Origin of the sequence: Actinomadura sp. KC06, assembly GCF_004348735.1 — a bacterium.
GTDB lineage: Bacteria > Actinomycetota > Actinomycetes > Streptosporangiales > Streptosporangiaceae > Spirillospora.
Genome location: NZ_SMKT01000001.1, coordinates 39,485 through 61,177, shown reverse-complemented (window position 1 = coordinate 61,177; position 21,693 = coordinate 39,485). Strand labels below are relative to the sequence as shown.

The following is a 21,693-nucleotide window of genomic DNA, read 5'->3' as shown; positions in this document are numbered from 1 at the left end:
TCAGCGGACGCGGTGCAGGCCGCCGTCCGGCCCGGCGGCGAAGGCGAGCCGGCGGCCGGAGAACGCCGCGTCCACGCGGACGCCGCCGCCGGGCAGCGGGCGGGTGCGCACCTCCGGTGGTTCCGTACCGCGGACGGGGGCGATCAGCGTCAGCATCCGCACCCGCGATCCCCGCGCCGAGAGCGACACGACCGGCGCGGGCGTCTTCTTGCGGTGCCCCGCCGCGACCCACCCCTGCCGGGGGTTCAGCGACCCGCGGACGGTCCGGGCCGGTGACGGCGGCGTTCCGGGCAGCGGTATCCGCAGGAAGTGGACGCGGACCCGTCCGGCGGTGGCGACGGCGCCCGTCCCGCGCGGCACGGCCGTGAACGCGGGAGGCAGGTGCCAGAGCTGCTCCACGGGGTGCGGGACGGCAGAGCGCACGTCGTCCAGCACCACGAGCGCGTCGGGATCGGACGCGGCGAGCACCGACCGCGACCGGGTCGTCCCGGTGAAGGCCGCGTCGGTGAAGGAGAACGTGTCGGCGCCGGGCCGGAACCGGTGCCCGGTCAGCGCCGTCGCCGCGTCCGGCTGGAACGGGACGTCCCGGACCACGACCGTGTTGTGGGCGTCGGGGGAGCGCAGCCACTGCTGCCACGCCGGGTCGCTGTAGCCGATGTGGCCGCTCGGGACGAGGACGTCGCGGCCGAGCGCGTGGAACGTCAGCGCCATGTGGTCGTTCTGGCCGTGCGCGTACCGGCCGGGGCCGAAACGCGCCGTGTAGGCCGTCTCGTCGGTGTACGCCCGGCCGTCGCGGCCCCATCCGGAGCGTCCCATCACGTATCCGGCCTGGTACACGCGCGCCCGCCGCGCGGGCGGAGTGCCCATGCGCCCCTGGGAGGCCACGTACCTGATCGGCCCGTCTCCGGGTGAGCTGATCGCGGACGCCTCCGACGCCTCCGATTCGCCGATCTGGACGAGGTCCCCGGCGGGCGTCGTCTGGAACGCGATGAACTCGTCCATCAGCCGGTGCCGCCGGACGAGCTCGTCCGGTACGGGACGCCCGCACCGGCGCATCACCTGGAACGCGAGCCGCCACCGGCTCCGGTTGTAGACCGTGTAGTACGCCGACTGCTCGTTGTTGGCGCCCTCCGCGTCGATGGCGGGCCGCGCGCCGCCCGGCGGGTCGAGGATCGCCTCGCGCAGCCGCCGGTGGCCGATGTCGGCGAGGTCGTCGCGGCCGATGCCGCAGCCCGCCGTCATGAGGATCATCGACTCGTCGGTGCCGTGGTTCCAGGGGCCGGAGTAGTGCCCGGGTTCGGCGAGCCACCGCGCATGGGCGGCGATGGCGTCGTCCAGCCACCGGCCGCTGCGGTGCCGGCGCAGGCAGACCAGGGTGGCCAGCCGGAACTTGGTGCCCTCGGAGATCGCCTGCCGCCGGTGCCGGCCGAACCGCTCCGGGTCGTCGTTGTCGCGCAGCCAGTCGCGGACGATGCCGGTGGCCGTGTCGAGCGCCGCGCGGTCGCCCGTCCGCCCGTACTCCTTGATCGCGCCGCCGAGCCATTCGAGGGAGTGCAGCCACAGCTGCCAGGTCCGGTTGCCGTAGGGATCGAAGCCCCAGTCCACGTCGGTGCCGGTGGCGACGCGCACCGGCGGGACGCCGGGCACCCTGAACCGGCCCGCGCGGACCTCCGCGGCCGGGTTCAGCGCGTCCAGGCCGTTGTATCCGAGGCACACGGACCTGTCCGCCGCGACCTCCGCCGTCACCGGGACCACCGGCGGCGCGGCCGGAGCGGCGGCCCGCTCGCAGCCCGCCGACAGCGCCAGCACCAGCACGGCGCCCCCCGCCCGGCGGGCGCCCTTCCAAGATCGAGTGATCACGTAATCAAAGACCCGCCACGCGCCGTTCCGGCTGACCGTCCGCGATGACGGGACGGTGAACATTCGGCGACGGCCGGACGCTCGCGGGAGGGGTGCTCGAACGGCCGCCGGTCAGCGCGGGGCGGCGTCTCCACGCAGGACGCGGTGGACGAGGTCGTCGCGGAGCTGCCCGTAGCCGGTCTCCGCCCAGACGCTGTCCGCCGGGTCGGCCTCGTAGTAGGGGACGTCGCGGCCGTCGCGGCGGTCCATGAGGACGTCCGGTGTCTCCTTGCCGCGGACCGCGCGGGCGCACGGCCGGCAGCTCCTGACCCGCAGGCTCTTGCGCGACCCGACCGGACGCCAGATGATCTTGGCGGCGGCGTCCCCGTGCAGCGGGTTGAAGAAGCACAGCGGCACCGGCGGGATCTCCGGGTCGCCGTTCGCGACCGCCTGGGCGGAGGCGAAGGCGTCGCGGCCCTGGTCGAGCAGCACCAGGACGCCCGCCAGGTCGGGGACGCCCCGCGCGGCGTCGAGCGTCTTGCCGGCGGCCTGGTAGGCGTCCAGCGCGCCGGTCATCAGCGCGCGGGCCCGCTCGTCGGTGGTCGGGACCGCGGTCTCGTCGAGCAGCTCGCCGAACGCGATGACCTCGTGGGACGCCTGCTCGCGCAGCTGGTCCTCGTTCGCCCGCCGAGCGGTGGCGAACACCATGCGGGGCATCAGCAAGCCGCTGCCCTCGCGCCGGACGGACGCCATCCGGCGCCGCGGCCACAGCAGGAACCCGCCGACGCCCACGACCGCGAGCCCTGCCGCGCCCGCACCGAGCGGAAGGGCCAGGCCGCCATCGTCGCCGTCCGCCTCCACGGAACGGTGCTCGCCGACGCGGTTCGCCTCCCGCCGGGCCTTGGAGCGGCGGTCGATCTCGGCGGAGACCCGGTCGTACTCCTGCTTCCCGGTGCCCGAGATGATCAGGTCCGCGACGCGGGACAGCCGGGCCGCGAGCGGGGTGTCGTCCATGGCGCGGTCCAGCGAGACCGCCCAGGCGGCGTCGCGCGCCTGGTGGTCGCCGCCCCACTCGCGGGCGGTCAGGTCCTGGCTGTCCTCCCGCAGCGTGATGAAGATCCCGTCGCGGCCGAGGCGGTCGTGGACGACGGTGGCGAGCTGGTCGGCGTCCGTCCAGACGCCGCCCGTGACCAGCGGGACGAGGACCACGTAGATCGGCGCCGGCGCCTTCTCGAACTTCGCGATGAGCCTGCGCCGCTCCGCGCCCGGCAGCGCGGACGCGATCGACGGGTCGACGTGGATGGGGGAGCGGCGGAGCGCGGCGGCCAGCCGTTCGCCGGGGGACGGTTCACTCAACACCGGTTCACTCAACACCGAGGTACCTCATCACACGGGGAAGGAACTTCTTGCCGTCGGCGCCCCACGCCGTGTCGCGCCACACGCCGCGGACCGCGGTGTGCGGACGGCCCCCGATCTCCATGAGGTCATGCCTGCGCAGCCCGCTCCGGCGCGCCTGGCAGGCGCCGCAGAGCGGGCACGGTTTCGGCAGGACGCCGTCGCCGTCCAGCTTCGGGACGTACTTGCGCCCGGTCGACTCGCCGTGCAGCGGGTTCACCAGGCACGGGGCGGGCGGGGAGGCGACGTTCCGCGTCAGCGCGATCCGCCCCTGACGGGCCAGGACGATCGCGCCCACGAGATCGATGGCGCGCTCCTCGTCGTCCTTGGCGTCGTCGTAGAGGATCTGCGCGGCGTCGTAGGCCGACACGGCGAAGGGCCGCCCGCGCTCCGCCTCGGCCGTGGCGAGCAGGTCGCGGAGCCGTCCCACCTCCTTGGACGCGGTGCGCCGCAGCCAGCGCGTGCTCGGCCTCCTCGGCGCCCGCGGATGCTTCACGATCTCGTCCGGACCGGACGGCCGCCCCCTGCGGACCAGGGCGAGGACGCCGATGCCCGCCCAGTACAGCAGCGCGGCCGTGATCGGCCCGACGAGCAGGAGCCCGGTGAGGAGCGGGCTCTTGACCTCGGGGTCGCGCGGCGTCAGCTTGTTCTCCTCCCCGAACGGGTCGGGGCTGGAGTACAGGGTCGGCATGGACGGGGACGCCGCGGGCGCCGCGGCGTAGCCGTCCATCCGCTGGACGAGCCGCTCCGCGAGCCCTTCGAACGGGCGGTCGGAGTCGGCCGGACGCGAGGAGCCCGGCTCGTCCTCGTCGAGCGGCGAGTAGTCGTAGTCGCGCGGCACCCGGAACGCCTCGGACTCGAGGCCCCCGTGCGAATCGGCCATCAGGTAGAGCCCGTCCCGGCGCGACCGGTCGTGCAGGGCGAACAGGAACGCGTCGTCGCGTCCCTGCGACTCCGAGTCGGTCGGGTTCGGGATCACGACGACGTAGACGGGGGTGCCGATCCGCTTCGCCGTCAGCCGGGCGGCCTGGCGCACCCGTCCGCGCTCGGCCGCGTCGAGGGCGCCGCTGACGTCGGGGTCGACGAACAGCGGGTCCTTGGCGAGCGCGGCCGCGACCCGGTCGAGGCGCCGGTAGGCGTGCGGCGGGTCGTCCGCGGCCGCCGCGACCGGCCCCGCGGCCATGATCAGGACGGCGAGCAGCGCCGGAACCCCCGCCCGCCTCATTTCCGTCCCTTACCGCTGCTCTTGCCGCCGTGGCTCCGCCTCGCCCGGCGGACGCGGCGGGCGACCAGCAGGCCGAGGATCGGCAGCCCGCTGAGCGCCGCGCCGCCGCCGAACGCGGCCGTCTCGACGCGGTCGGCCCGCCGGTCGGCCCTGTCGTCGGCGTCCAGCGCCTTGCGGGTCGCCGACTTGGGTCTCGGCCGCGGATGATCGCGCCGCTCCCTGGCCTTGCCGGACAGGGCGATGTCCACGAACCGCCCGATCATGTCGGGGGCGCTCACGTCGTAGGGCAGCTCGAACTTCGCGGCCCACCACGCGTCGTCCACGGGAAGGCGCCGGGCGCCGCCGAACTGCCGGGCCTCGCCTGGCCCGCCGGACGGGTCGACCACGACGTACACCCCGTCCTCGCCCAGCCGGTCGCGGAGCAGCGCCACGAGCGAGTCGTCCGGATTCCGCTCGCCGAGGCCGGCGGTCGGCGTCACCGCCACGTAGGCGGGCACGCCGAGCCGGGCGACGGACGCCTTGATCCGCTCGGCGGCGTCCGGGGGCAGCGACCGCGGCGCGTGGTCGGTGACGTACACCGGGTCGCGGCGCAGCGCCGCCGCGAGGTGATCGGCGCGGGACAGCTCGTCGGCACGTTCCACCGGAGCCGCGGCCGCCGGACCGGCCACGACCGCGAACAGGCAGGTCAGGGCCCCGCTCAGGAAAAGGACGAACAACCGGCCGGGGCGCATGGAGCCGGATTCTACTGATGATCGGCAAAACGCCCGCACCCGCGGATCTCCCGCGCCACCGGTGTCGGGCTACCCGCCGGTCATTGGATAGGGTCGAGGCTGGGGGAGAACCCCGGATGGACCTGGGGGAGATCCCCGGACAGACGTAGTTAACAGTCCGGCTGACCACCGGGCGATTCGACGTGCGAGGAGCCGTTCCGTGACCATCCGAGTAGGCATCAACGGGTTCGGCCGGATCGGCCGGAACTTCTACCGGGCCGTGAAGGCGTCCGGGGCCGACATCGAGATCGTGGCGGTCAACGACCTGACCGACAACGCCACGCTCGCCCAGTTGCTCAAGTACGACAGCATCCTCGGCCGTTTCCCCGAGGACGTGCGCGCCACCGCCGACGAGATCGTCGTGGGCGGCAAGGCCATCAAGGCGTTCGCCGAGCGCGACCCCGCCAACCTGAAGTGGAGCGACGTCGGCGCCGACGTCGTGGTGGAGTCCACCGGTTTCTTCACCGACGCCACCAAGGCCAAGGTGCACGCCGACAACGGCGCCAAGAAGGTGATCATCTCCGCGCCGGCGAAGAACGAGGACGTCACGCTCGTCCTCGGCGTCAACGACGACGCCTACGACCCGGCGAACCACACGATCATCTCCAACGCGTCCTGCACCACCAACTGCCTGGCCCCGCTGGCGAAGGTCCTGCACGACAGCTTCGTCATCGAGAAGGGCCTGATGACGACGATCCACGCCTACACGCAGGACCAGAACCTCCAGGACGCCCCGCACAAGGACCTGCGCCGCGCCCGCGCCGCCGCGCTGAACGTCGTCCCGACCTCCACCGGCGCCGCCAAGGCCATCGGCCTGGTGCTGCCCGAGCTGAAGGGCAAGCTGGACGGCTACGCGCTGCGCGTCCCGGTGCCGACCGGCTCCGCCACCGACCTGACCGTCACGCTGTCCCGCGAGGTCACGGTCGAGGAGGTCAACGAGGCGTTCAAGGCCGCCGCCGAGGGCGCGCTCAAGGGCTACCTCACCTACACCGACGACCCGATCGTCTCCAGCGACATCGTCACCGACCCGGCGTCCTGCATCTACGACTCCGGGCTGACCAAGGTCATCGGCGACCAGGTCAAGGTCGTCGGCTGGTACGACAACGAGTGGGGCTACTCCAACCGGCTCGTCGACCTCGTCAAGCTCGTCGGCTCGCAGCTGTAACCCGTAGCCGTAACCCGTAGCCCTTCGCGCCGTGGCCGCGCCCGACGGAGCGCGCGCCACGGCGCGGCCGTGTACGGAAGGACACCGCATCCCGATGCGCACCATTGACGACCTCGACGTCGCCGGTCGGCGCGTCCTCGTCCGGGCCGACCTGAACGTGCCCCTGGAGGACGGCGAGATCACCGACGACGGGCGGATCCGGGCCAGCCTGCCGACGATCGAGGCGCTGCGGAGGAGGGGCGCCAAGGTCATCGTCTGCGCCCACCTCGGCCGTCCCAAGGGCGAGGTCAAGCCCGAGTTCTCGCTGGCCCCCGTCGCCGCGCGGCTCGGCGACCTGCTCCGCGCGGACGTCGCGTTCGCGTCCGACGTCGTCGGCGACTCCGCTCGCGCCGCCGCCGGCGGCCTCGCGGACGGCGGCGTCGCCCTGCTGGAGAACCTGCGCTTCGAGCCGGGCGAGACGAGCAAGGACGACGCCGAGCGCGGCGCGTTCGCCGACCGGCTCGCCGCCCTCGCCGAGCTCTACGTCGGGGACGGGTTCGGCGCCGTGCACCGCAGGCACGCGTCCGTGTACGACGTGCCGAAGCGGCTCCCGCACGCCGCCGGCGGGCTGATCGCCGCCGAGGTCGAGGTGCTGAAGAGGCTCACCGAGGACGTCGAGCGCCCCTACGCGGTGGCCCTCGGCGGCTCCAAGGTGTCCGACAAGCTCGGCGTGATCGACAACCTGCTCGGCAAGGCCGACCGCATCCTGATCGGCGGCGGCATGGTCTTCACGTTCCTCAAGGCCCAGGGCCACGAGGTCGGCGAGAGCCTCCTCGAAGAGGACCAGCTCGGCACCGTCCGCGAGTACCTGCGGCGCGCCGAGGACGCGGGCGTGGAGTTCGTGCTCCCGGTCGACATCGTCGCCGCCGCCGCGTTCTCCGCCGACGCCGACCACGGCGTGGTCGCCGCCGACGCGATCCCGTCCGGCCGGCTCGGCCTGGACATCGGCCCCGAGTCCGGCAAGCTGTTCGCCGCGCGCCTCGCCGACGCCCGCACCGTCTTCTGGAACGGCCCCATGGGCGTGTTCGAGATGGAGCCGTACGCGAACGGCACCCGCGCCGTCGCGCAGGGCCTCATCGACTCCGGCGCGTTCACCGTGGTCGGCGGCGGCGACTCCGCCGCGGCCGTCCGGCGGCTCGGCTTCGACGAGGCCGCCTTCTCCCACATCTCGACCGGCGGCGGCGCCAGCCTCGAATACCTCGAAGGCAAGACGCTGCCCGGCCTGCAGGCCCTGGAGGACTGACGATGGCCCCCGCGACACCTTCTTCCGGCAAGCACGACGCCCGCAAACCGCTGATGGCGGGCAACTGGAAGATGAACAACAACCACCTTGAGGCGATCGCGCTCGTCCAGAAGATGGCGTTCGCCCTCAAGGACGCCGACTACGACGCCGTCGACGTCGCAGTGATCCCGCCCTTCACCGCGATCCGCTCGGTGCAGACGCTCATCGACGCCGACAAGTACCCGATCCAGTACGGCGCGCAGGACGTCTCACCGCACGCCCCCGGCGCCTACACCGGCGACATCTCCGCGTCGATGCTCGCCAAGCTGCGCTGCACCTACGCCCTCGTCGGGCACTCCGAGCGCCGCCAGTACCACACCGAGGACGACGCGCTCGTCAACGCCAAGGCCAAGGCCGCGCTCGCCGCCGACCTCACCCCGATCATGTGCGTGGGGGAGGGCCTGGAGGTCCGCAAGGCCGGCGGGCACGTCCCGCACGTCATCGAGCAGCTGGACGGCGGCCTGGAGAAGATCACCGCCGAGCAGGCGCGGCGCACCGTGATCGCCTACGAGCCGGTCTGGGCGATCGGCACCGGCGAGGTCGCCACCCCGCAGGACGCCCAGGAGGTCTGCGCCGCCATCAGGACGCGGCTCGCCGAGCTGTACGACGGCGGAGTGGCCGACGAGGTGCGTATCCTGTACGGCGGTTCGGTGAAGGGCGGCAACATCGCCAAGCTCATGGCGCAGGCCGACGTGGACGGCGCCTTGGTCGGTGGTGCCAGCCTGGACCCGGGAGAGTTCGTCAAAATCTGCCGGTACCGGGATCTCCCCGTCTGATCAAAGTGATCAATTCCGCGTCAACTGGGGGTTCTTGCCGAACCAGCGGGTTGTTCGTCGTACCCTTCGTAGCTGACGGGTAAACCGCCCGGCCTGACGCACCGTCTGAACTACAGACCGTCCTGAACTACAGACAAGGCGCTGAAGAATCGTGATCATCGCATCGTCCATCGTGCTCATCGTCACGAGCCTGCTGATGGTCGTCCTCGTCCTGATGCACAAGGGCAAGGGCGGCGGACTGTCCGACATGTTCGGCGGCGGCATCTCGTCGTCCCTGGGCGGGTCGTCCGTGGTGGAGCGCAACCTCGACAGGCTGACGGTCGCCGTCGGCGTCCTCTGGTTCGCCTCGATCGTCGCCCTCGGGCTCCTGTTCAAGGGCGACGCCTGAACCACCCGTTCCGACCAATGCGAGCGCCGCGCCGCCCCAGGAGGTCACGGGCGGCGCCGGAAGACCAAGCGAGGAGTACTCCGTGGGTAGTGGCAACGCGATTCGGGGCAGCCGTGTCGGGGCCGGTCCGATGGGAGAGGCGGAACGCGGCGACGCCGCCCCCCGCGTGTGGGTGACCTTCTACTGCGCCAACCGGCACGAGACCCGCCCCAGTTTCGCGACGGACGTCGCGGTCCCCGAGACCTGGGACTGCCCGCGCTGCGGGTTCCCCGCCGGGCAGGACTCGGAGAACCCGCCGGCGCCGCCGAAGACCGAGCCGTACAAGACGCACCTGGCGTACGTGAAGGAGCGCCGCAGTGACGAGGACGGCGAGGCCATCCTCGAGGAGGCGCTGGCGAAGCTCCGGCAGAAGCGCGCCGCCGTGAAGAAGGCCCTGGAGTCCGCGAGCCGCTGACGGCCCGCGCACCGACCACCGCACGGCCCGGCCCCGCGCAGGGGCCGGGCTTTGCGCTTTCCGGACGGCCCTGGAACGGCCCTGGAGCGGCGCTGGAGCCGACCGGCGATACCGGCGATCGCCGCGAGCGGGCGGGCCCGCGCCGGTAGGATGGCGAGCACGCGACTGGCGCAGTCAAGGTGGAGATGACCACCGGGGAGCGAAAGCAGTCCGCACACCGCGCGCCTGGGTGTACGGGTCCCCATCCGCCGGGGTGCCCGAAACCCCGGCGCGGACAGCGCGGAGGCATCCCATGCACGAACCGGCCGTTCCCCATCTGCACGACCAGGACCCCGAGATCGCCGGGATGGTGGAGGACGAGGCGCGCCGCCAGTTCGAGAAGCTGCGGCTCATCGCCTCGGAGAACTACGTGTCGCCCGCCGTCCTGGAGGCGGCCGGGAGCGTCCTGACCAACAAGTACTCCGAGGGGTACGCGGGCAAGCGGTACTACGAGGGCCAGCAGCTCGTCGACCCGATCGAGACGCTCGCGATCGACCGGGCGAAGGAGCTGTTCGGCGTCGAGCACGCCAACGTCCAGCCGTACTCGGGGTCGCCCGCGAACCTCGCCGTCTACATGGCGTTCCTGGAGCCCGGCGACCCGGTGATGGGCCTGTCGCTGCCGATGGGCGGGCACCTCACGCACGGCTGGTCGGTGTCGGCGACCGGCAAGTGGTTCCGGCCCGTCCGGTACGAGGTGCGCGCCGACACCGGGCGCGTCGACATGGACCAGGTCCGCGACCTAGCGCTGAAGGAGCGGCCGAAGCTCATCTGGTGCGGCGGCACCGCGATCCCGCGGACGATCGACTTCCCCGTGTTCGCCGAGATCGCCCGCGAGGCCGGCGCGGTCCTCGCCGCCGACATCGCGCACATCGCGGGGCTGATCGCGGGCGGCGCGCACCCGTCCCCGGTCGGGCACGCCGACGTGATCTCCACGACCACGCACAAGACGCTCCGCGGCCCGCGCGGCGCGATGGTGATGTCGACGGCCGAGCATGCGAAGGCGGTCGACAAGGCCGTGTTCCCGGGTCTGCAGGGCGGGCCGCACAACCACACCACCGCCGCGATCGCCGTCGCGCTGAAGGAGGCGTCGCAGCCCGGGTTCGCGACGTACGCGCGGCAGGTCGTCGCGAACGCCAAGGCCCTCGCCGCCGCGCTGCTGGACCGCGGCTACGACCTGATCTCCGGCGGCACCGACAACCACCTCATCCTGATCGACCTGACCAGCAAGGGCATCGGGGGCAAGCCCGCGGCGCAGGCCCTCGACCGCGCCGGGATCGAGCTGAACTACAACGCGGTCCCGTTCGACACGCGCAAGCCGTTCGACCCGTCCGGGCTGCGCGTCGGCACCGCCGCGGTCACCACCCGCGGTCTCGGCGAGGAGCACATGCCGCGGGTCGCGGCCTGGATGGACGAGGTCGTGCAGGCCGCGTCCAAGCAGGACGAGAGCACCGTCGAGCGGGTCGCGGGGCAGGTCCGCGAGCTGCTCGCGGACTACCCGATGCCCGGCTGGACGTCCGCGCCGTAGCCGGTCACGCCCCGCGCATGATGGTGATCATGCGCCAGGCGGCGGGGTCGGTGAGGGCCACCGCGTCCTGACCGGCCCCGAAGTCGCCGTGCTGAGCCAGCACGTCCAGGCCGCCCGCGAGGCGGATCGCGGCGTCGAGTTCGGTGGCCGTCCAGAACCGGTACGGGACGACGCCGCGCAGCACCCGCGTGCCGCCGTCCCCGGTGATCGTCATCGTGACGTGGTCGTCGGCGATCTGGGTGACGGGGTCGAGCCGGTCGCCGGGCTCGCCCCAACGCACGCTGCCGTGGACGCCGCCGCGCTCGACCGTCCAGCCCGTGCTGACGCTCGGGTCGTCGCCGAGGCGGTCGCGCGGATGCGACATCTCCACGATGTACAGGCCGCCGGGGGACAGGTGCGCGGCGACCCGGCGCAGGTGCGCGACCAGCGCGTCCAGCGTCATCAGGTGGGACGTCGAGTCCAGCATCGTCACGATCAGGTCGAACCGGCGGCCGAGGTCGAACCGGGTCATGTCGTCCTGGACGACCGCCACCTCGACACCGTCGCGCGCCGCCTCGCGGGCCGCGTAGGCGCACATCTCCGCGTTCAGGTCGAGCGCGGCGGCGGCGAGGCCGCGGCGGGCGAACTCCCGGGCGTGCTCGGCGGGCCCGGCCGCCAGCTCCAGCACCGACGCGGGCTTCGCGTCGTGCTCGGCGCACCAGCCGAGCAGCGCGTCCACCTCGGCGGGCACGTCGCGGAACGAGCACGCCAGCTCGTACGCCCACGGATCGTCGTAGATGCCGCTCACCCGGCCATCCTGCCAGGCCGGACGGCGGGTCCCGGCCGGTGTCACGCGACGGCCATGTCATCGTGCGGCAGAGGTTTCACATTCCGGACGGGACTTGAGCGGCCAGGGCCGACCGCCTAGCGTGCGGTAAGTGATCGACCCCGTGAGCGGTGAGCACGTCAACGACCGACCAGCGCGCGGTCCGTCCACGACCCGGCTCCCGCTGCTGCTCCCCGGCTCGCTCAGCGACGAGCAGCTGGCCGTCTACGAGGCGGTGACCGGCGGCCCGCGCGGCACCGGCGGCGCAAGTCCCGCCGCGGAGGACGACCCCCCGGATCCCCCGGCCGCCGAACCGGTGTTCGGCCTGGCCGACGCGTCCGGACGCCTCCTCGGCCCCTTCAACGCGATGCTCTACAGCCCGTCCGTCGGGCTGCCGCTGCAGGACCTCGGCGCCGCGCTGCGGTTCCGCACCGCGTTCACCAAGCGGGAGCGGGAGATCGCGACGCTGGTCGTCGCCGCGCACCTGCGGTCCGACTTCGAGTGGTACGCGCACGAGCGGATCGGCCGCCGCGCCGGGCTCGCCGACGGCGAGATGGACGCGCTCCGCGAGGGCCGCGCCCCGATGCTCGCGGACGTACGCGAACGCGTCGTGTACGAGGCGACCCGGCAGCTCGTCGCCGAGGGCGACCTCGGCGACGCCGTGTTCACCGAGGCGGCGACGTCGCTCGGCCGCGCCGCCGTCGTGGAGCTGGTCACGCTCGTCGGGTACTACCGGGCGCTGGCGCTGCAGCTGCGCGTGTTCCGGGTCGGCGTCCCGGACGGCGAGCCCGCGCCCGAATGGCCCGCCGCCGGCGGCCCGTCCGGGGAGGACGGGCATGAGTGAGGTGCTGCGCACGGTGCGGCTCGTCCTGCACCCGGTGTCCATGAGGGACCACGGCGCGCTGCTGACGCACTGGACGGGCCCGCTCGTCCGGCGGCACCTGTTCCACGACCGGCTGATCTCCGCCGTCCAGGTGTCGGAGATCATCGACTCCAGCGAGCGGGACTTCGCCACCGAGGGCTACGGGCTGTGGGCGCTGCGCCCCGCCCGCTGGTCAGGCGGGATCGACGGCGTCGACGCCCGGCCGCCCGCGGCGGGCGAGCCGCTGATCGGCGTGGCCGGGCTCAGCCACCACGACGGCCCGCTCGGCCACGGCGTGGACGTGGAGATCCTCTACAGCCTGGAACCGGACCGGTGGGGGCAGGGCCTGGCCGCCGAGGCGTCCCGCGCGGTGCTCGACTACGCGTTCGGGGTGGTCGGCGTGCACCGGGTCACCGCCGAGATCGACACGGCGAACCCGGCGTCGGCGGAGATCGCGCTGCAGCTCGGGATGCGCCGCCGTCCGGACGGCCCCGCCGGGCCCGACGGCGCCGCCTACTACGCCGCCGAACGCTCCCGCTGGATCGGGTCCCGCCGGATCGTCGACGCCGTCCCCTAGGTCCGGGCGCTCACTTCTGGACGAGGCCCTGAACGTCCTCGTCGGAGGGCGAAGCGCCGGACGGGCCGCCGCGCCATGCCGGGAAGGGGCGTCGGCCGATGGCCGTCTCGAACGCGGCGCGCGCGAGCAGGCGGGTGGAGTCGAGCGTCGGCAGCGGCGACGCGCCAGGCGTGACCAGCAGCGGGATCTCGGTGCACACCAGCGCCACGGCGTCGCAGCCGCGTTCGGCGAGCCGGTCGATGACGCGGACGTACTCGCGCCGCGAATCATCGGTGAAGACGCCGTTGACCAGCTCCTCGAAGATGATCCTGTGCACGGTCTCCCGGTCGGCGGCGTCCGGGACCTCGGCGGCGATGCCGCGCGCGGCCAGCTCACGAGGGTAGAGCGGACCGTCCATGGTGTAGCGGGTGCCGAGGACGCCGACGCGGGCGCGGCCGTCCCGGGCGGCCTGGTCGGCGACCACCTGGGCGATGTGCAGGCCGGGCAGCGGCAGGTCGGCGCCGGGACGTTCGAGCGCCATGTGCGCGGTGTTGTCCGGGCAGACGAAGAAGTCGGCGCCCGCCGCCGCGAGCCGCCGGACGCTCTCGGCCAGCGTCGCCCGGATCGGGTCGTGGTCTCCGGCGTCCCACGCGGGCATGCTCCGCGCCAGCGCGATGAGGTCGAGCGTCACGTCCGGGTGGTCGTCGGGTCCCAGTTCCCGGAAACCCTCCTGGCAGAAGGCGCGGAGGCACAGCGCGGCGCCTTCCATGCTGTGGGCGAGGATGCCGAGATGCTTCATGCTCTGTCCTGTTCGATGCGGTAGTGCGTGGTCACGCGTCCATCATCGTTCAGGCCGGCCGGCCGGCCCCTGCCGGACCGCGGTGATCGCCAGGGTGGTGTAGGCCAGGGTGAAGCCGCCGCCCAGCCGGTCGATGGCGGGCGCCACACCGTCCCGCACCTCGGCGAGGCTCTCCGGCGGGAGCCGTGTGAAGGCGCCGAAGGTGGGCAGCTGATCGAGCCACTCGTCCCGCGCGCAGGGCTGCTCCCAGCCGAACCGCCACCGCTCCGGCTCGCCGAACGCGCCCGTCCGGCGCATCCCGTCGGCGGCCTTGTCCAGCCCGGGGGCGTAGAGGTCGGCGGCGGACCTCGTGAACGCGCCGAAGTCGATCGGCGAGTCGGGGATCACCCGGCGGCAGACCGCGGCGAGGGCCTCCGCGATCTCGGACGGAAGCTGCTGCGCGTTCCAGAACGCCGCCAGCAGGCCGCCGGGACGCAGCACCCGCGCCGCCTTGGCCGCCCCCGCGGCCGGATCGATCCAGTGCCAGGACTGACCCGCGACGACCGCGTCGAACTCCCGGCCGGCCGGGTCCCAGTCCTCGAACGTCGCGACGTCGGCCTCGACCCCGAGGCGCCGCGCCAGACCGGCCATCCGCGCGTCGGGCTCCACCCCGAGCACCTCGGCGCCCGCGGCCTGGAGCTGCCGGGCCGCGATCCCGGTGCCGCAGCCGACGTCGAGGACGGCCGGGCCGGGGGCGGTGGCGACGATCCGTCCGATCAGCTCGGCGGGGTAGCGGGGGCGGACGCGGTCGTAGCGTTCGGCGTCCGTGCCGAACGACTCGGCCATCTGCCGGTGCCGGTGGGGCTCGTTCTCGCGCGGCTGCTCCAGAGGTTCGGTAGGCATGCGCTCACGTTAGTGGGCGCTTGCCCACTCGTCCATGTCAGGGGACGGGGACGAGGCCGCCGTCGACGCGGAGGTCGATCCCGTTGATGTAGCCGGCGAGCGGGCTGGCCAGGAACGCCACCGTGGCGGCGATGTCGTCGGCGGTGCCGAGGCGGCCGGTCGGGTTGGGCGCGTACTCGGCCGTCACCTGCGGCTCCAGCTCGGCCCACTCCTGCGGGCGGCCGCGCCGGGCGGCGCCGTCCTCGAACAGCTTGCGCATCCCCGCGGTGACGATCACACCGGGGCTGACGGTGTTGGCGGTGATGCCGGTCCCGGCGAGATGCCGCGCCAGGCTCGTGGTCATGTTGACGACCGCCGCCTTGGCCGCCGAGTACTCGACCAGGTTGGGCAGGGGAGTGGTCGCCGCCCGGCTTCCCAGGTTGACGACCCGGCCCCAGCCGCGCTCGCGCATGCCCGGCAGCACGGCCCGGATCACACGGACGGCCGACAGGACGTTGCCGCTCATCGCCTCCAGCCAGGTCTCGGGCCCGGCGTCGTCCCAGTCGTGCTCGGCGACCGGCCCGGCGTTGTTGACCAGCACGTCCGCGCCCCACGCCGCGGCCCGTCCGGCGACCTCCGCCGCCGCGGCGTCGTCGGTGAGGTCGCCGAGCACGACCTGCGCCGCGCCGCCCGCCGACCGCACCTGTGCGGCGACCGCCTCCGCGCGCTCCGCGTCCCGGCCGTGCACCAGCACCGCGCACCCCTCGGCGGCCAGCCGCACGGCCACCGCCGCGCCGATGCCGCCGCTGCTCGCCGTGACCAGCGCCTTCCGTCCTCCGAGTTCAAGATCCATGAGTCCCGACCCTAGGCGGGGCCACCGACGATTCCTCATCGCCGGCGCCGGTGTTAGCCTGCAAGCCGTACGTTCGATCTTGAGTGACGGAGCGGGGTGCCTGCGGTGGCGTGCCGGATCAGTGAGCTCGTGCTCGACTGCCACGACCCGGAGGCGCTGGCGGAGTTCTGGTGCGAGGTGCTGGGATTCGTCGTGCTGCACCGGGAGGACGGCGACGTGGAGATCGGCCCCCGGGAAGGCTTCGGCGGCCTGCAGCCGACGCTGGTCCTCTCCCGCAGCGAGGACCCGAAGACCGGCAAGCTGCCGCTGCACATCGACGTCAACCCCACCGACCGCGACCAGGACGCCGAGCTGGAACGCCTGCTCGCGGCGGGCGCGCGGCACGCCGACGTCGGGCAGACCGGCGAGGAGAGCTGGATCGTCCTCGCCGATCCCGAGGGCAACGAGTTCTGCCTGCTGAGGCGCCGCCTCGGCTGACCGTCCGCCCGGCCCGGCGTCGGGCGTCCGCCCGGCCCGGCGTCAGGCCGGGGCGTGGCGGGTGAGGACGAGGTGGCCGCCGGGCAGCGTGCGGGACTCCAGGAGCCGGAGCGGGACGGGCGAGCCGCCCCCGAACACCGGGGTCCCGGCGCCGAGGAGGGCCGGGCCGATCATGAGGTGCAGCTCGTCGACCAGGCCGGCGGCCAGCAGATCGTTCCACAGCGTGCGGCTGCCGAACATCAGGATCTCCTTGCCGGGGGCGTCCTTGAGCTCGGCGACGCGGGCGTGGGCGCCGGCGCGCCCGACGATCTCGGTGTTGTGCCACGGCGCCGTCCGGTCCTGGGTGAGCGTGTCGGAGATCACGACCTTGTCGACGGCGCCCATGAGCCGGGAGATCTCGCGCTCGACGGGTGCCTGGGACGTGTCGTCCGCGATGGACGGCCAGTAGCTCTTGAAGCCCTCGTAGCTCCTGCGTCCCAGCAGGACCGTGTCGGCGGCGCGGAGGCGTTCGGCGTTGTAGTCGCTGAAGGCGTCGGCGAAGGGAAGGGCCATGACGTCGTTGCCTGGGCCCTCGTAGTAGCCGTCCAGCGAGACGATGTTGGCGACGATCAGCTTGCGCATCGGTTTCTCCTCGTGATCCAGGCGTGATTCAGGCGTTTCACAGGGGGAGAGACGCGGCGTGCCGCGGATTCATCGGTCAGGACGGGAATTCTTCCGGGAGGCCGAACAGCGGGTACAGCGCGGGGTCGAGGAAGGCGGAGATCCGGGTGATCCGGCCGTCGCGGAGGCTGAGGACGTTGATCGCGCCGGTCCGGAAGCGGCCGCCCGGGCCCTGCTGGTAGCAGGCGAACCCGGGCTGCCCGTTCACCGTGATCGGCACGAGCCGCCAGGGCGTCTCGAAGACCCGTTCGGCGAAGAAGCGGGCGACGTCGTCGCGGCCGTCGAACCAGGCGGGCAGCGGCGGCATCGTGAACCGGACGTCGTCGGCGAGCAGCGCGACGAGGGCGTCCACGTCGGCCCGCTCCCAGGCGGTGACGAAGGCGTCGATCAGCTCGCGCCGCCCGTCCGCGCCGAGCGCCGACAGCTCGGTCTGCTGGCTCGCGCCGGGCACCCGTTCCTGGACGGCCTTCCGTGCCCGCTGCAGAGCGCTGTTCACGGCGGCCGGCGTGAGGTCGAGGAACGAGGCCACCTCGGCGGCGGAGAACTCCAGCACCTCGCGCAGGATCAGCACCGCGCGCTGCGTCGCGGGCAGGTGCTGCAGCGCGGCGACGAACGCCAGCTCCACGTTCTCGCGGCGGGCGAACGACGCCGCCGGGTCGGGCTCGTCGGCGGCGACGTCGTCCGGCCACGGCTCCAGGAAGACCGGGCCCTGGACCGGCTCACCGAGGTCGTGGACGTCGCCGCGCGGCGGCCCGTGGTCGGGGGTGAGGACGCGCCGCGGACGCTTCGAGGCGAGCCGCAGGCAGGCGTTGGTGCTGATCCGGTAGAGCCAGGTGCGCAGCGAGCTGCGTCCCTGGAACCCGGGCAGGCCGCGCCAGGCGGCGAGCAGCGACTCCTGGAGCCCGTCCTCGGCGTCCTGCAGGGAGCCGAGCATGCGGTAGCAGTGCGCCTTCAGCTCGCCCCGGTAGCGGTCGACCAGGGCGTCGAACGCAGCCGCGTCGCCGGCGCGTGCCCTGGTCAGGAGTTCGGCCTCGTCCACACGCGGAGCCTAGCCGGTGGCAGGACGCACGGCGGGAGCGGCGGCGGTGCGCGCGGGCGTCAGTCGTCGTAGGTGTGGACGAAGCGGGCGAGGAGGCGGGCGAACTCGGCGCGTTCGGCGTCCGTCCAGTCGCTCATGGCCTTCGCGAAATGCTCCTGGCGGGTGCGGCGGGTGGCGTCCACGACCGCGCGGCCCTCGGCGGTCAGCTCCAGGTGGATGCGGCGGCCGTCCTCCTGGGACGCGACGCGCCGGACGTAGCCGGACTTGACGGCCTCCGCGACGATGCGGCTGCCGCGCGAGGCGTCGACGCCGAGGCGGGCGGCGACCAGGCCGACGCTCATCTCCTGGCCGGCGTCGTCGGGGCCCTCGTCGATCACGTCCACGACGTGCAGGACCTGGACGTCCACGGGCAGGTTGTGCTCCCGGATCGCGGCCCGGCCCAGCCGCTGCCGCGACATGGCGCGCCGCAGCTTGACCATGCTCCGCTCGACGGCGTCCAGTGCCTCCTCGCTCATGCGGCCAGTCTAGCTAGGTTGCGCAGCTCATATGTATGTGTCTAGCATTTAAATGTCTAGAGCATATTAATGTGAGGTGCATATGGTTGCGCTGATGGGACGCCGGGACCGGCTGCTCGCGTTCGGCGGGCTGATGCTCGCCGGGCTCATGTCCTCGCTGGACGCGACGGTCCTCGGCACCGCGCTTCCCGCGATCGTCGGAGACCTCGGCGGGCTCGGCCGGATGGCCTGGTACGCGGTCGACACCCCGTCCTCGCCGAGCGGGCGGCCGCCGAACCCGTGATCCCGCCGCAGCTGTTCCGCGACCGGTCGTTCGCCGTGGCCTGCGCCGTCGCGGCCGTGGGCGGCGCGACCGGGTTCGGGCTGGCGATCTACCTGCCGATGTTCTTCCAGGTCGTCGGGGGAGCGGGGGCGACGGAGTCGGGCCTGCTGCTCCTGCCCATGATGATCGGCCTGCTCGTGGCGTCCATGGGCGCCGGACGGCGCATCGCGCGGACCGGCCGATACCACCGCCTGCCCGCCGCGAGCATGGCGCTCAGCGCGCTGGGCGTCGCGCTGCTGGCGACCATGGACACCGGCACCGGCCTGCTCACCGCCGGGTGCTACATGGCGGTCCTCGGGTTCGGCGCGGGCCTGTCCCAGCAGGTCGTCGTGCTGATCGCGCAGAACGCCGCGCCGCGCCGCGACCTGGGCGCGGCGAGCTCCGGGGTCTTCGCGGCGAGGATGCTCGGCACCGCGGCCGGGATGGCGGTGTCCGGCGCGATCGTGTCGAGCCGGTTCGCCGAGGAGGTCGGGCGGCGCGTCCCGGACGGGAGCGTCCCCGCCTTCCGCGACGCCGTCCGTCCCGAGGTGCTGGACGCGCTGCCCCCGCCGGTGCGGGACGGCGTCGCCGAGGCGTTCGCGGCCGCCTTCTCCGACGTGTTCCTGATGGGGCTCCCCGTCCTCGCGGCGGGGCTCGCGGCGGCGCTGCTGCTGCCGAACGTCCCGCTGGCGCCGCGCGGCGGACCGGGGCCGGGGGACTAGTCGTCGAGCGCGGCGTCGTGGACGAGGAGCGCGATCTGCACCCGGTTGTTCAGCTCCAGCTTCGTCAGCAGCCGCGACACGTACGCCTTCACGGTCGCGACGCTGAGCGACAGCTCCGCGCCGATCTCGCTGTTGGTCCGGCCCCGTCCGACGAGGGCGGCGACGGCCCGCTCGCCGTCGCTCAGCCGGGCCAGCAGTTCCCGGGCGCGGGCCTGGCGCGGGTCGGCGCCGGAGTCGGCGACATAGGACATCATCTTGCGCAGCACCGCGGGCGACATCATCGGCTCACCGGCCGCGACCTGCCGGATCGCCCGGACGATCTCCGGCGGCGGGGTGTGCTTCAGCAGGAACCCGCTCGCGCCCGCCCGCATCGCGCGCATGATGTGGTCGTCGGTGTCGAACGTCGTCAGGATGATGATCTCCGGCGGGTCGCGGCGGGCGCGCAGCAGCTCGGTCGCGGCGAGCCCGTCCAGCCGCGGCATCCGGATGTCCATCAGGACGACGTCGGGCCGGTGCTGGTTGACGGCGGCGACGACCTCGGCGCCGTCGGCGACGTCCCCCACCACGTCGAGCCCGGCGTCGTTCGACAGCATCATCGACAGGCCGGCCCGGACGAGCGCGTCGTCGTCCACGATCAGGACGCGGATGGGTGGGGAGTCCATCCCGCCACCCTATGGCCCGCGGCGCCTCACCGCCGGTGCACGCGCCGTCCGCTGACGTCCCGCGCCGCCAGCCGGAACCAGGCGTCGCGCTCCCCGGCGGGCCACGGCTCGACCAGCGCGGCCCGCTCGATCTCCGCGTCCGACAGCGGGTGCGCGCCGCCGCGCAGCAGGACGCTCCACCCCTCGCGGCTCTCCTCGTCGAACCGGTCGACCTCGAACGCCGCCCGGACCTCCCCGCCCGCCACGACGGTCATCAGGCTGCGGCTCAGGCGTCCGCCGACCGATGTGCGGAAGACCACCGCCTCGCCGTCGAGGGTGTAGTTCACGGGGACGACCGCGGGCCCCTCGCCGTCGTCGAACGCGACGCGGCCGACCGTGCCGCCGGCGATGAGCCGGAGGCACTCGGCGCGGTCGAGCTCTTCGAGAACGGGCCGGTCAGAGGAGTTCGCTGCCATGGATGTGACCCTTCCCCGGCTCGCCGCGCGGCATTCGCGATCTACAGGGGGAGGCGGGCGTGCAGGCGGAAGCGGCCGTCGCGGGTGCGGCCGTGCTCCAGGGTCCCGCCGAGCAGCGCGACCCGTTCGGCGAGGCCGACGAGGCCCGCGCCGGAGCCGGGGATGGCGAGCGCGGGCGGACCGGGCGGGACGGTGTTGACGACCTCGATGTCCAGGTCCTCCCCGGCGTCGAGGGTGACCCGGACGGCGGCGCCCGGCGCGTGCTTGCGGGCGTTCGTCAGCCCCTCCTGGACGATCCGGTACGCGTGCCGCCCGACGCGGGACGGGACGCGGCCCGGGTCGGGGACGTTCTCGTCCAGCGTGACGCTGCCCCCGGCGCGCCGCGACTCCAGGACGAGCCCGGACACGTCCGCGAGCGTCGGCTGCGGCCGCTCCGGATCGGCGCCGGGCGAGTCGGTCCGCAGCACGCCGATCACCTCGCGCAGGTCCTCCATCGCCTCGTAGGCGCTCTGCCGGATGATCCCGGCGGCCTCGCGCTGCGCGGCGGGCGTGTCCGGGCGGAACTCCAGCGCCCCCGCGTGCACGGCCAGCAGCGAGATGCGGTGCGCGAGCACGTCGTGCATCTCGCGCGCGATCCGCTCGCGCTCCAGCAGCCGCGCCTCCTCGATCCGCAGCCGCTGCTCCGACTCCGCGGACCGGGCCCGCTCGTGCAGCGACTCGATCAGCTGCCGCCGCGACCGGACGAGCATCCCCACGGCGACCAGCACCGCGTAGCCGAGGACGAACACGATGGCCGCCTCCCAGCGCTCCCGCTGGCTCGTCATCCCCTCCGTCAGCTGGAACACCGTCGTGACGAACGCCGAGTTCAGGGCGGCGAGGGCCACGGCCGGCTGCCAGCGGCGGTGGACGGCGAGGGTGAACAGGCTCATCGCCGTGGCGCCCCACGAGACGGAGTTGGTGACCTCGAAGAAGGTGAGGAACAGCGCCACCGCGACCGGCCACCGGCGCCGGAACAGCACCAGCACCAGGATGCCGGCGCTCCCGAGCACGGCCTCGCGGACATCGTCGGCCATGTCGGGCTGCACCGGAGAGGACTCGCGGGACCCCGCCAGCACCAGCAGGCCGATCATCAGGGCGGCCGACGCGACGAGGGCGTCGCGGCTCCACTCGCGCGCGGACCTGCGGAGAATCACGCCCACCACGCTAACCGCCGCGGGCGACCCCGGCAG

At 73.6% G+C, this 21,693-nt stretch carries 25 protein-coding genes and 1 riboswitch; of the genes, 11 read left to right on the top strand and 14 right to left on the bottom strand.

Features of this window, described 5'->3' with window-relative positions; translation table 11 throughout:
- The 4 genes from E1287_RS00305 to E1287_RS00290 form a co-directional block, all read right to left on the bottom strand.
- Nucleotides 1-1,860: a heparinase II/III family protein gene (locus E1287_RS00305; protein WP_131962275.1), complete on the bottom strand. Its 1,860-nt coding sequence runs from the start codon at nt 1,858-1,860 to the stop codon at nt 1-3.
- 111 nt (nt 1,861-1,971) lie between these two features.
- On the bottom strand, nt 1,972-3,198 hold the full coding sequence (locus E1287_RS00300) for a hypothetical protein (RefSeq protein ID WP_131962273.1): 1,227 nt from the start codon (nt 3,196-3,198) through the stop codon (nt 1,972-1,974).
- Between the two features lie 4 nt (nt 3,199-3,202).
- Nucleotides 3,203-4,459, bottom strand: a complete 1,257-nt coding sequence (locus E1287_RS00295; RefSeq protein ID WP_131962271.1) for a hypothetical protein — start codon at nt 4,457-4,459, stop codon at nt 3,203-3,205.
- Entirely contained in the window at nt 4,456-5,190 is a 735-nt protein-coding gene (locus E1287_RS00290; protein WP_131962269.1) for a hypothetical protein, read from the bottom strand. Before E1287_RS00290 ends, E1287_RS00295 begins: the two co-directional genes overlap by 4 nt.
- Nucleotides 5,191-5,389: 199 nt before the next feature.
- On the opposite strand from E1287_RS00290, the gene gap reads away from it, so the two are divergent.
- The 6 genes from gap to glyA all read left to right on the top strand — a co-directional run bounded on the left by gap (nt 5,390) and on the right by glyA (nt 10,897).
- Nucleotides 5,390-6,394 carry a type I glyceraldehyde-3-phosphate dehydrogenase gene (gene gap / locus E1287_RS00285; protein WP_131962267.1) on the top strand — a complete coding sequence of 335 codons (1,005 nt, stop codon included), beginning with the start codon at nt 5,390-5,392 and terminating at the stop codon, nt 6,392-6,394.
- A gap of 94 nt (nt 6,395-6,488) precedes the next feature.
- The gene (locus tag E1287_RS00280; RefSeq protein WP_131962265.1) at nt 6,489-7,676 is read left to right on the top strand and encodes a phosphoglycerate kinase; all 1,188 of its coding nucleotides are present in this window, start codon (nt 6,489-6,491) and stop codon (nt 7,674-7,676) included.
- A 2-nt stretch (nt 7,677-7,678) separates the two neighbouring features.
- A complete protein-coding gene (gene tpiA / locus E1287_RS00275; RefSeq protein ID WP_131962263.1) occupies nt 7,679-8,491 on the top strand; it encodes a triose-phosphate isomerase in 813 nt (270 codons plus the stop codon).
- 151 nt (nt 8,492-8,642) lie between these two features.
- Nucleotides 8,643-8,879: a preprotein translocase subunit SecG gene (gene secG, locus E1287_RS00270; protein WP_131962261.1), complete on the top strand. Its 237-nt coding sequence runs from the start codon at nt 8,643-8,645 to the stop codon at nt 8,877-8,879.
- Between the two features lie 82 nt (nt 8,880-8,961).
- A complete protein-coding gene (locus E1287_RS00265; RefSeq protein WP_131962259.1) occupies nt 8,962-9,333 on the top strand; it encodes an RNA polymerase-binding protein RbpA in 372 nt (123 codons plus the stop codon).
- Between the two features lie 151 nt (nt 9,334-9,484).
- Nucleotides 9,485-9,571, top strand: a riboswitch (ZMP/ZTP riboswitch).
- Nucleotides 9,572-9,625: 54 nt separating this feature from the next.
- Nucleotides 9,626-10,897 carry a serine hydroxymethyltransferase gene (glyA, locus tag E1287_RS00260; RefSeq protein ID WP_131962256.1) on the top strand — a complete coding sequence of 424 codons (1,272 nt, stop codon included), beginning with the start codon at nt 9,626-9,628 and terminating at the stop codon, nt 10,895-10,897.
- Between the two features lie 4 nt (nt 10,898-10,901).
- Here glyA and E1287_RS00255 read toward each other — a convergent pair whose 3' ends face one another.
- Nucleotides 10,902-11,684: a class I SAM-dependent methyltransferase gene (locus E1287_RS00255; protein WP_131962254.1), complete on the bottom strand. Its 783-nt coding sequence runs from the start codon at nt 11,682-11,684 to the stop codon at nt 10,902-10,904.
- Nucleotides 11,685-11,814: 130 nt separating this feature from the next.
- Between E1287_RS00255 and E1287_RS00250 the strand changes: the two genes are divergently transcribed.
- Nucleotides 11,815-12,546, top strand: a complete 732-nt coding sequence (locus E1287_RS00250; RefSeq protein ID WP_131962252.1) for a carboxymuconolactone decarboxylase family protein — start codon at nt 11,815-11,817, stop codon at nt 12,544-12,546.
- A complete protein-coding gene (locus E1287_RS00245) occupies nt 12,539-13,141 on the top strand; it encodes a GNAT family protein (protein WP_131962250.1) in 603 nt (200 codons plus the stop codon). The genes E1287_RS00250 and E1287_RS00245 overlap by 8 nt, the downstream gene beginning before the upstream one ends.
- Before the next feature lie 10 nt (nt 13,142-13,151).
- On the opposite strand, the gene E1287_RS00240 is transcribed toward E1287_RS00245, so the two are convergent.
- The 3 genes from E1287_RS00240 to E1287_RS00230 are packed head-to-tail and all read right to left on the bottom strand — an operon-like array spanning nt 13,152 to nt 15,633.
- Nucleotides 13,152-13,919, bottom strand: a complete 768-nt coding sequence (locus E1287_RS00240) for an amino acid racemase (protein WP_131962248.1) — start codon at nt 13,917-13,919, stop codon at nt 13,152-13,154.
- 42 nt (nt 13,920-13,961) lie between these two features.
- Nucleotides 13,962-14,801: a class I SAM-dependent methyltransferase gene (locus E1287_RS00235; RefSeq protein ID WP_131962246.1), complete on the bottom strand. Its 840-nt coding sequence runs from the start codon at nt 14,799-14,801 to the stop codon at nt 13,962-13,964.
- A 37-nt stretch (nt 14,802-14,838) separates the two neighbouring features.
- Entirely contained in the window at nt 14,839-15,633 is a 795-nt protein-coding gene (locus E1287_RS00230; protein WP_131962244.1) for an SDR family oxidoreductase, read from the bottom strand.
- A 105-nt stretch (nt 15,634-15,738) separates the two neighbouring features.
- On the opposite strand from E1287_RS00230, the gene E1287_RS00225 reads away from it, so the two are divergent.
- Nucleotides 15,739-16,110 carry a VOC family protein gene (locus E1287_RS00225; protein ID WP_131962521.1) on the top strand — a complete coding sequence of 124 codons (372 nt, stop codon included), beginning with the start codon at nt 15,739-15,741 and terminating at the stop codon, nt 16,108-16,110.
- A gap of 42 nt (nt 16,111-16,152) precedes the next feature.
- Here the strand turns inward: E1287_RS00225 and E1287_RS00220 are convergent, their stop codons facing one another.
- The 3 genes from E1287_RS00220 to E1287_RS00210 all read right to left on the bottom strand — a co-directional run bounded on the left by E1287_RS00220 (nt 16,153) and on the right by E1287_RS00210 (nt 18,324).
- The gene (locus tag E1287_RS00220; RefSeq protein WP_131962242.1) at nt 16,153-16,731 is read right to left on the bottom strand and encodes a dihydrofolate reductase family protein; all 579 of its coding nucleotides are present in this window, start codon (nt 16,729-16,731) and stop codon (nt 16,153-16,155) included.
- Nucleotides 16,732-16,807: 76 nt separating this feature from the next.
- Nucleotides 16,808-17,809 carry a sigma-70 family RNA polymerase sigma factor gene (locus tag E1287_RS00215; protein ID WP_131962240.1) on the bottom strand — a complete coding sequence of 334 codons (1,002 nt, stop codon included), beginning with the start codon at nt 17,807-17,809 and terminating at the stop codon, nt 16,808-16,810.
- Between the two features lie 59 nt (nt 17,810-17,868).
- Nucleotides 17,869-18,324, bottom strand: a complete 456-nt coding sequence (locus tag E1287_RS00210; protein ID WP_131962238.1) for a MarR family transcriptional regulator — start codon at nt 18,322-18,324, stop codon at nt 17,869-17,871.
- A 94-nt stretch (nt 18,325-18,418) separates the two neighbouring features.
- On the opposite strand from E1287_RS00210, the gene E1287_RS00205 reads away from it, so the two are divergent.
- Together E1287_RS00205 and E1287_RS43430 are read left to right on the top strand one after the other, a co-directional pair.
- Nucleotides 18,419-18,607, top strand: coding sequence for a hypothetical protein (locus tag E1287_RS00205; protein ID WP_131962236.1), 189 nt, complete (start codon nt 18,419-18,421; stop codon nt 18,605-18,607).
- A complete protein-coding gene (locus tag E1287_RS43430; RefSeq protein WP_131962234.1) occupies nt 18,604-19,347 on the top strand; it encodes an MFS transporter in 744 nt (247 codons plus the stop codon). The genes E1287_RS00205 and E1287_RS43430 overlap by 4 nt, the downstream gene beginning before the upstream one ends.
- On the opposite strand, the gene E1287_RS00195 is transcribed toward E1287_RS43430, so the two are convergent.
- From E1287_RS00195 to E1287_RS00185, 3 genes are read right to left on the bottom strand one after another with little or no spacing between them, the layout of a single operon-like run.
- The gene (locus E1287_RS00195; RefSeq protein ID WP_131962232.1) at nt 19,344-20,009 is read right to left on the bottom strand and encodes a response regulator transcription factor; all 666 of its coding nucleotides are present in this window, start codon (nt 20,007-20,009) and stop codon (nt 19,344-19,346) included. The two genes, E1287_RS43430 and E1287_RS00195, sit on opposite strands and share 4 nt — an antisense overlap.
- Nucleotides 20,010-20,035: 26 nt before the next feature.
- Nucleotides 20,036-20,464, bottom strand: a complete 429-nt coding sequence (locus E1287_RS00190) for a pyridoxamine 5'-phosphate oxidase family protein (protein ID WP_131962230.1) — start codon at nt 20,462-20,464, stop codon at nt 20,036-20,038.
- 41 nt (nt 20,465-20,505) lie between these two features.
- Entirely contained in the window at nt 20,506-21,657 is a 1,152-nt protein-coding gene (locus E1287_RS00185) for a histidine kinase (protein ID WP_131962228.1), read from the bottom strand.
- Nucleotides 21,658-21,693 lie beyond the last annotated feature (36 nt).

Excerpts from the sequence above, each read along its gene's own strand:
- glyA (WP_131962256.1), top strand. The coding sequence starts at position 9,626 with ATGCACGAACCGGCCGTTCCCCATCTGCACGACCAGGACCCCGAGATC.
- E1287_RS00245 (WP_131962250.1), top strand. The coding sequence starts at position 12,539 with ATGAGTGAGGTGCTGCGCACGGTGCGGCTCGTCCTGCACCCGGTGTCC.
- E1287_RS00190 (WP_131962230.1), bottom strand. The coding sequence starts at position 20,464 with ATGGCAGCGAACTCCTCTGACCGGCCCGTTCTCGAAGAGCTCGACCGC.
- E1287_RS00220 (WP_131962242.1), bottom strand. The coding sequence starts at position 16,731 with ATGCGCAAGCTGATCGTCGCCAACATCGTCTCGCTGGACGGCTACTAC.
- E1287_RS00210 (WP_131962238.1), bottom strand. The coding sequence starts at position 18,324 with ATGAGCGAGGAGGCACTGGACGCCGTCGAGCGGAGCATGGTCAAGCTG.
- E1287_RS00195 (WP_131962232.1), bottom strand. The coding sequence starts at position 20,009 with ATGGACTCCCCACCCATCCGCGTCCTGATCGTGGACGACGACGCGCTC.
- E1287_RS00235 (WP_131962246.1), bottom strand. The coding sequence starts at position 14,801 with ATGCCTACCGAACCTCTGGAGCAGCCGCGCGAGAACGAGCCCCACCGG.
- E1287_RS00280 (WP_131962265.1), top strand. The coding sequence starts at position 6,489 with ATGCGCACCATTGACGACCTCGACGTCGCCGGTCGGCGCGTCCTCGTC.
- E1287_RS00205 (WP_131962236.1), top strand. The coding sequence starts at position 18,419 with ATGGGACGCCGGGACCGGCTGCTCGCGTTCGGCGGGCTGATGCTCGCC.
- tpiA (WP_131962263.1), top strand. The coding sequence starts at position 7,679 with ATGGCCCCCGCGACACCTTCTTCCGGCAAGCACGACGCCCGCAAACCG.
- E1287_RS00230 (WP_131962244.1), bottom strand. The coding sequence starts at position 15,633 with ATGGATCTTGAACTCGGAGGACGGAAGGCGCTGGTCACGGCGAGCAGC.
- E1287_RS00290 (WP_131962269.1), bottom strand. The coding sequence starts at position 5,190 with ATGCGCCCCGGCCGGTTGTTCGTCCTTTTCCTGAGCGGGGCCCTGACC.
- E1287_RS00295 (WP_131962271.1), bottom strand. The coding sequence starts at position 4,459 with ATGAGGCGGGCGGGGGTTCCGGCGCTGCTCGCCGTCCTGATCATGGCC.
- E1287_RS00240 (WP_131962248.1), bottom strand. The coding sequence starts at position 13,919 with ATGAAGCATCTCGGCATCCTCGCCCACAGCATGGAAGGCGCCGCGCTG.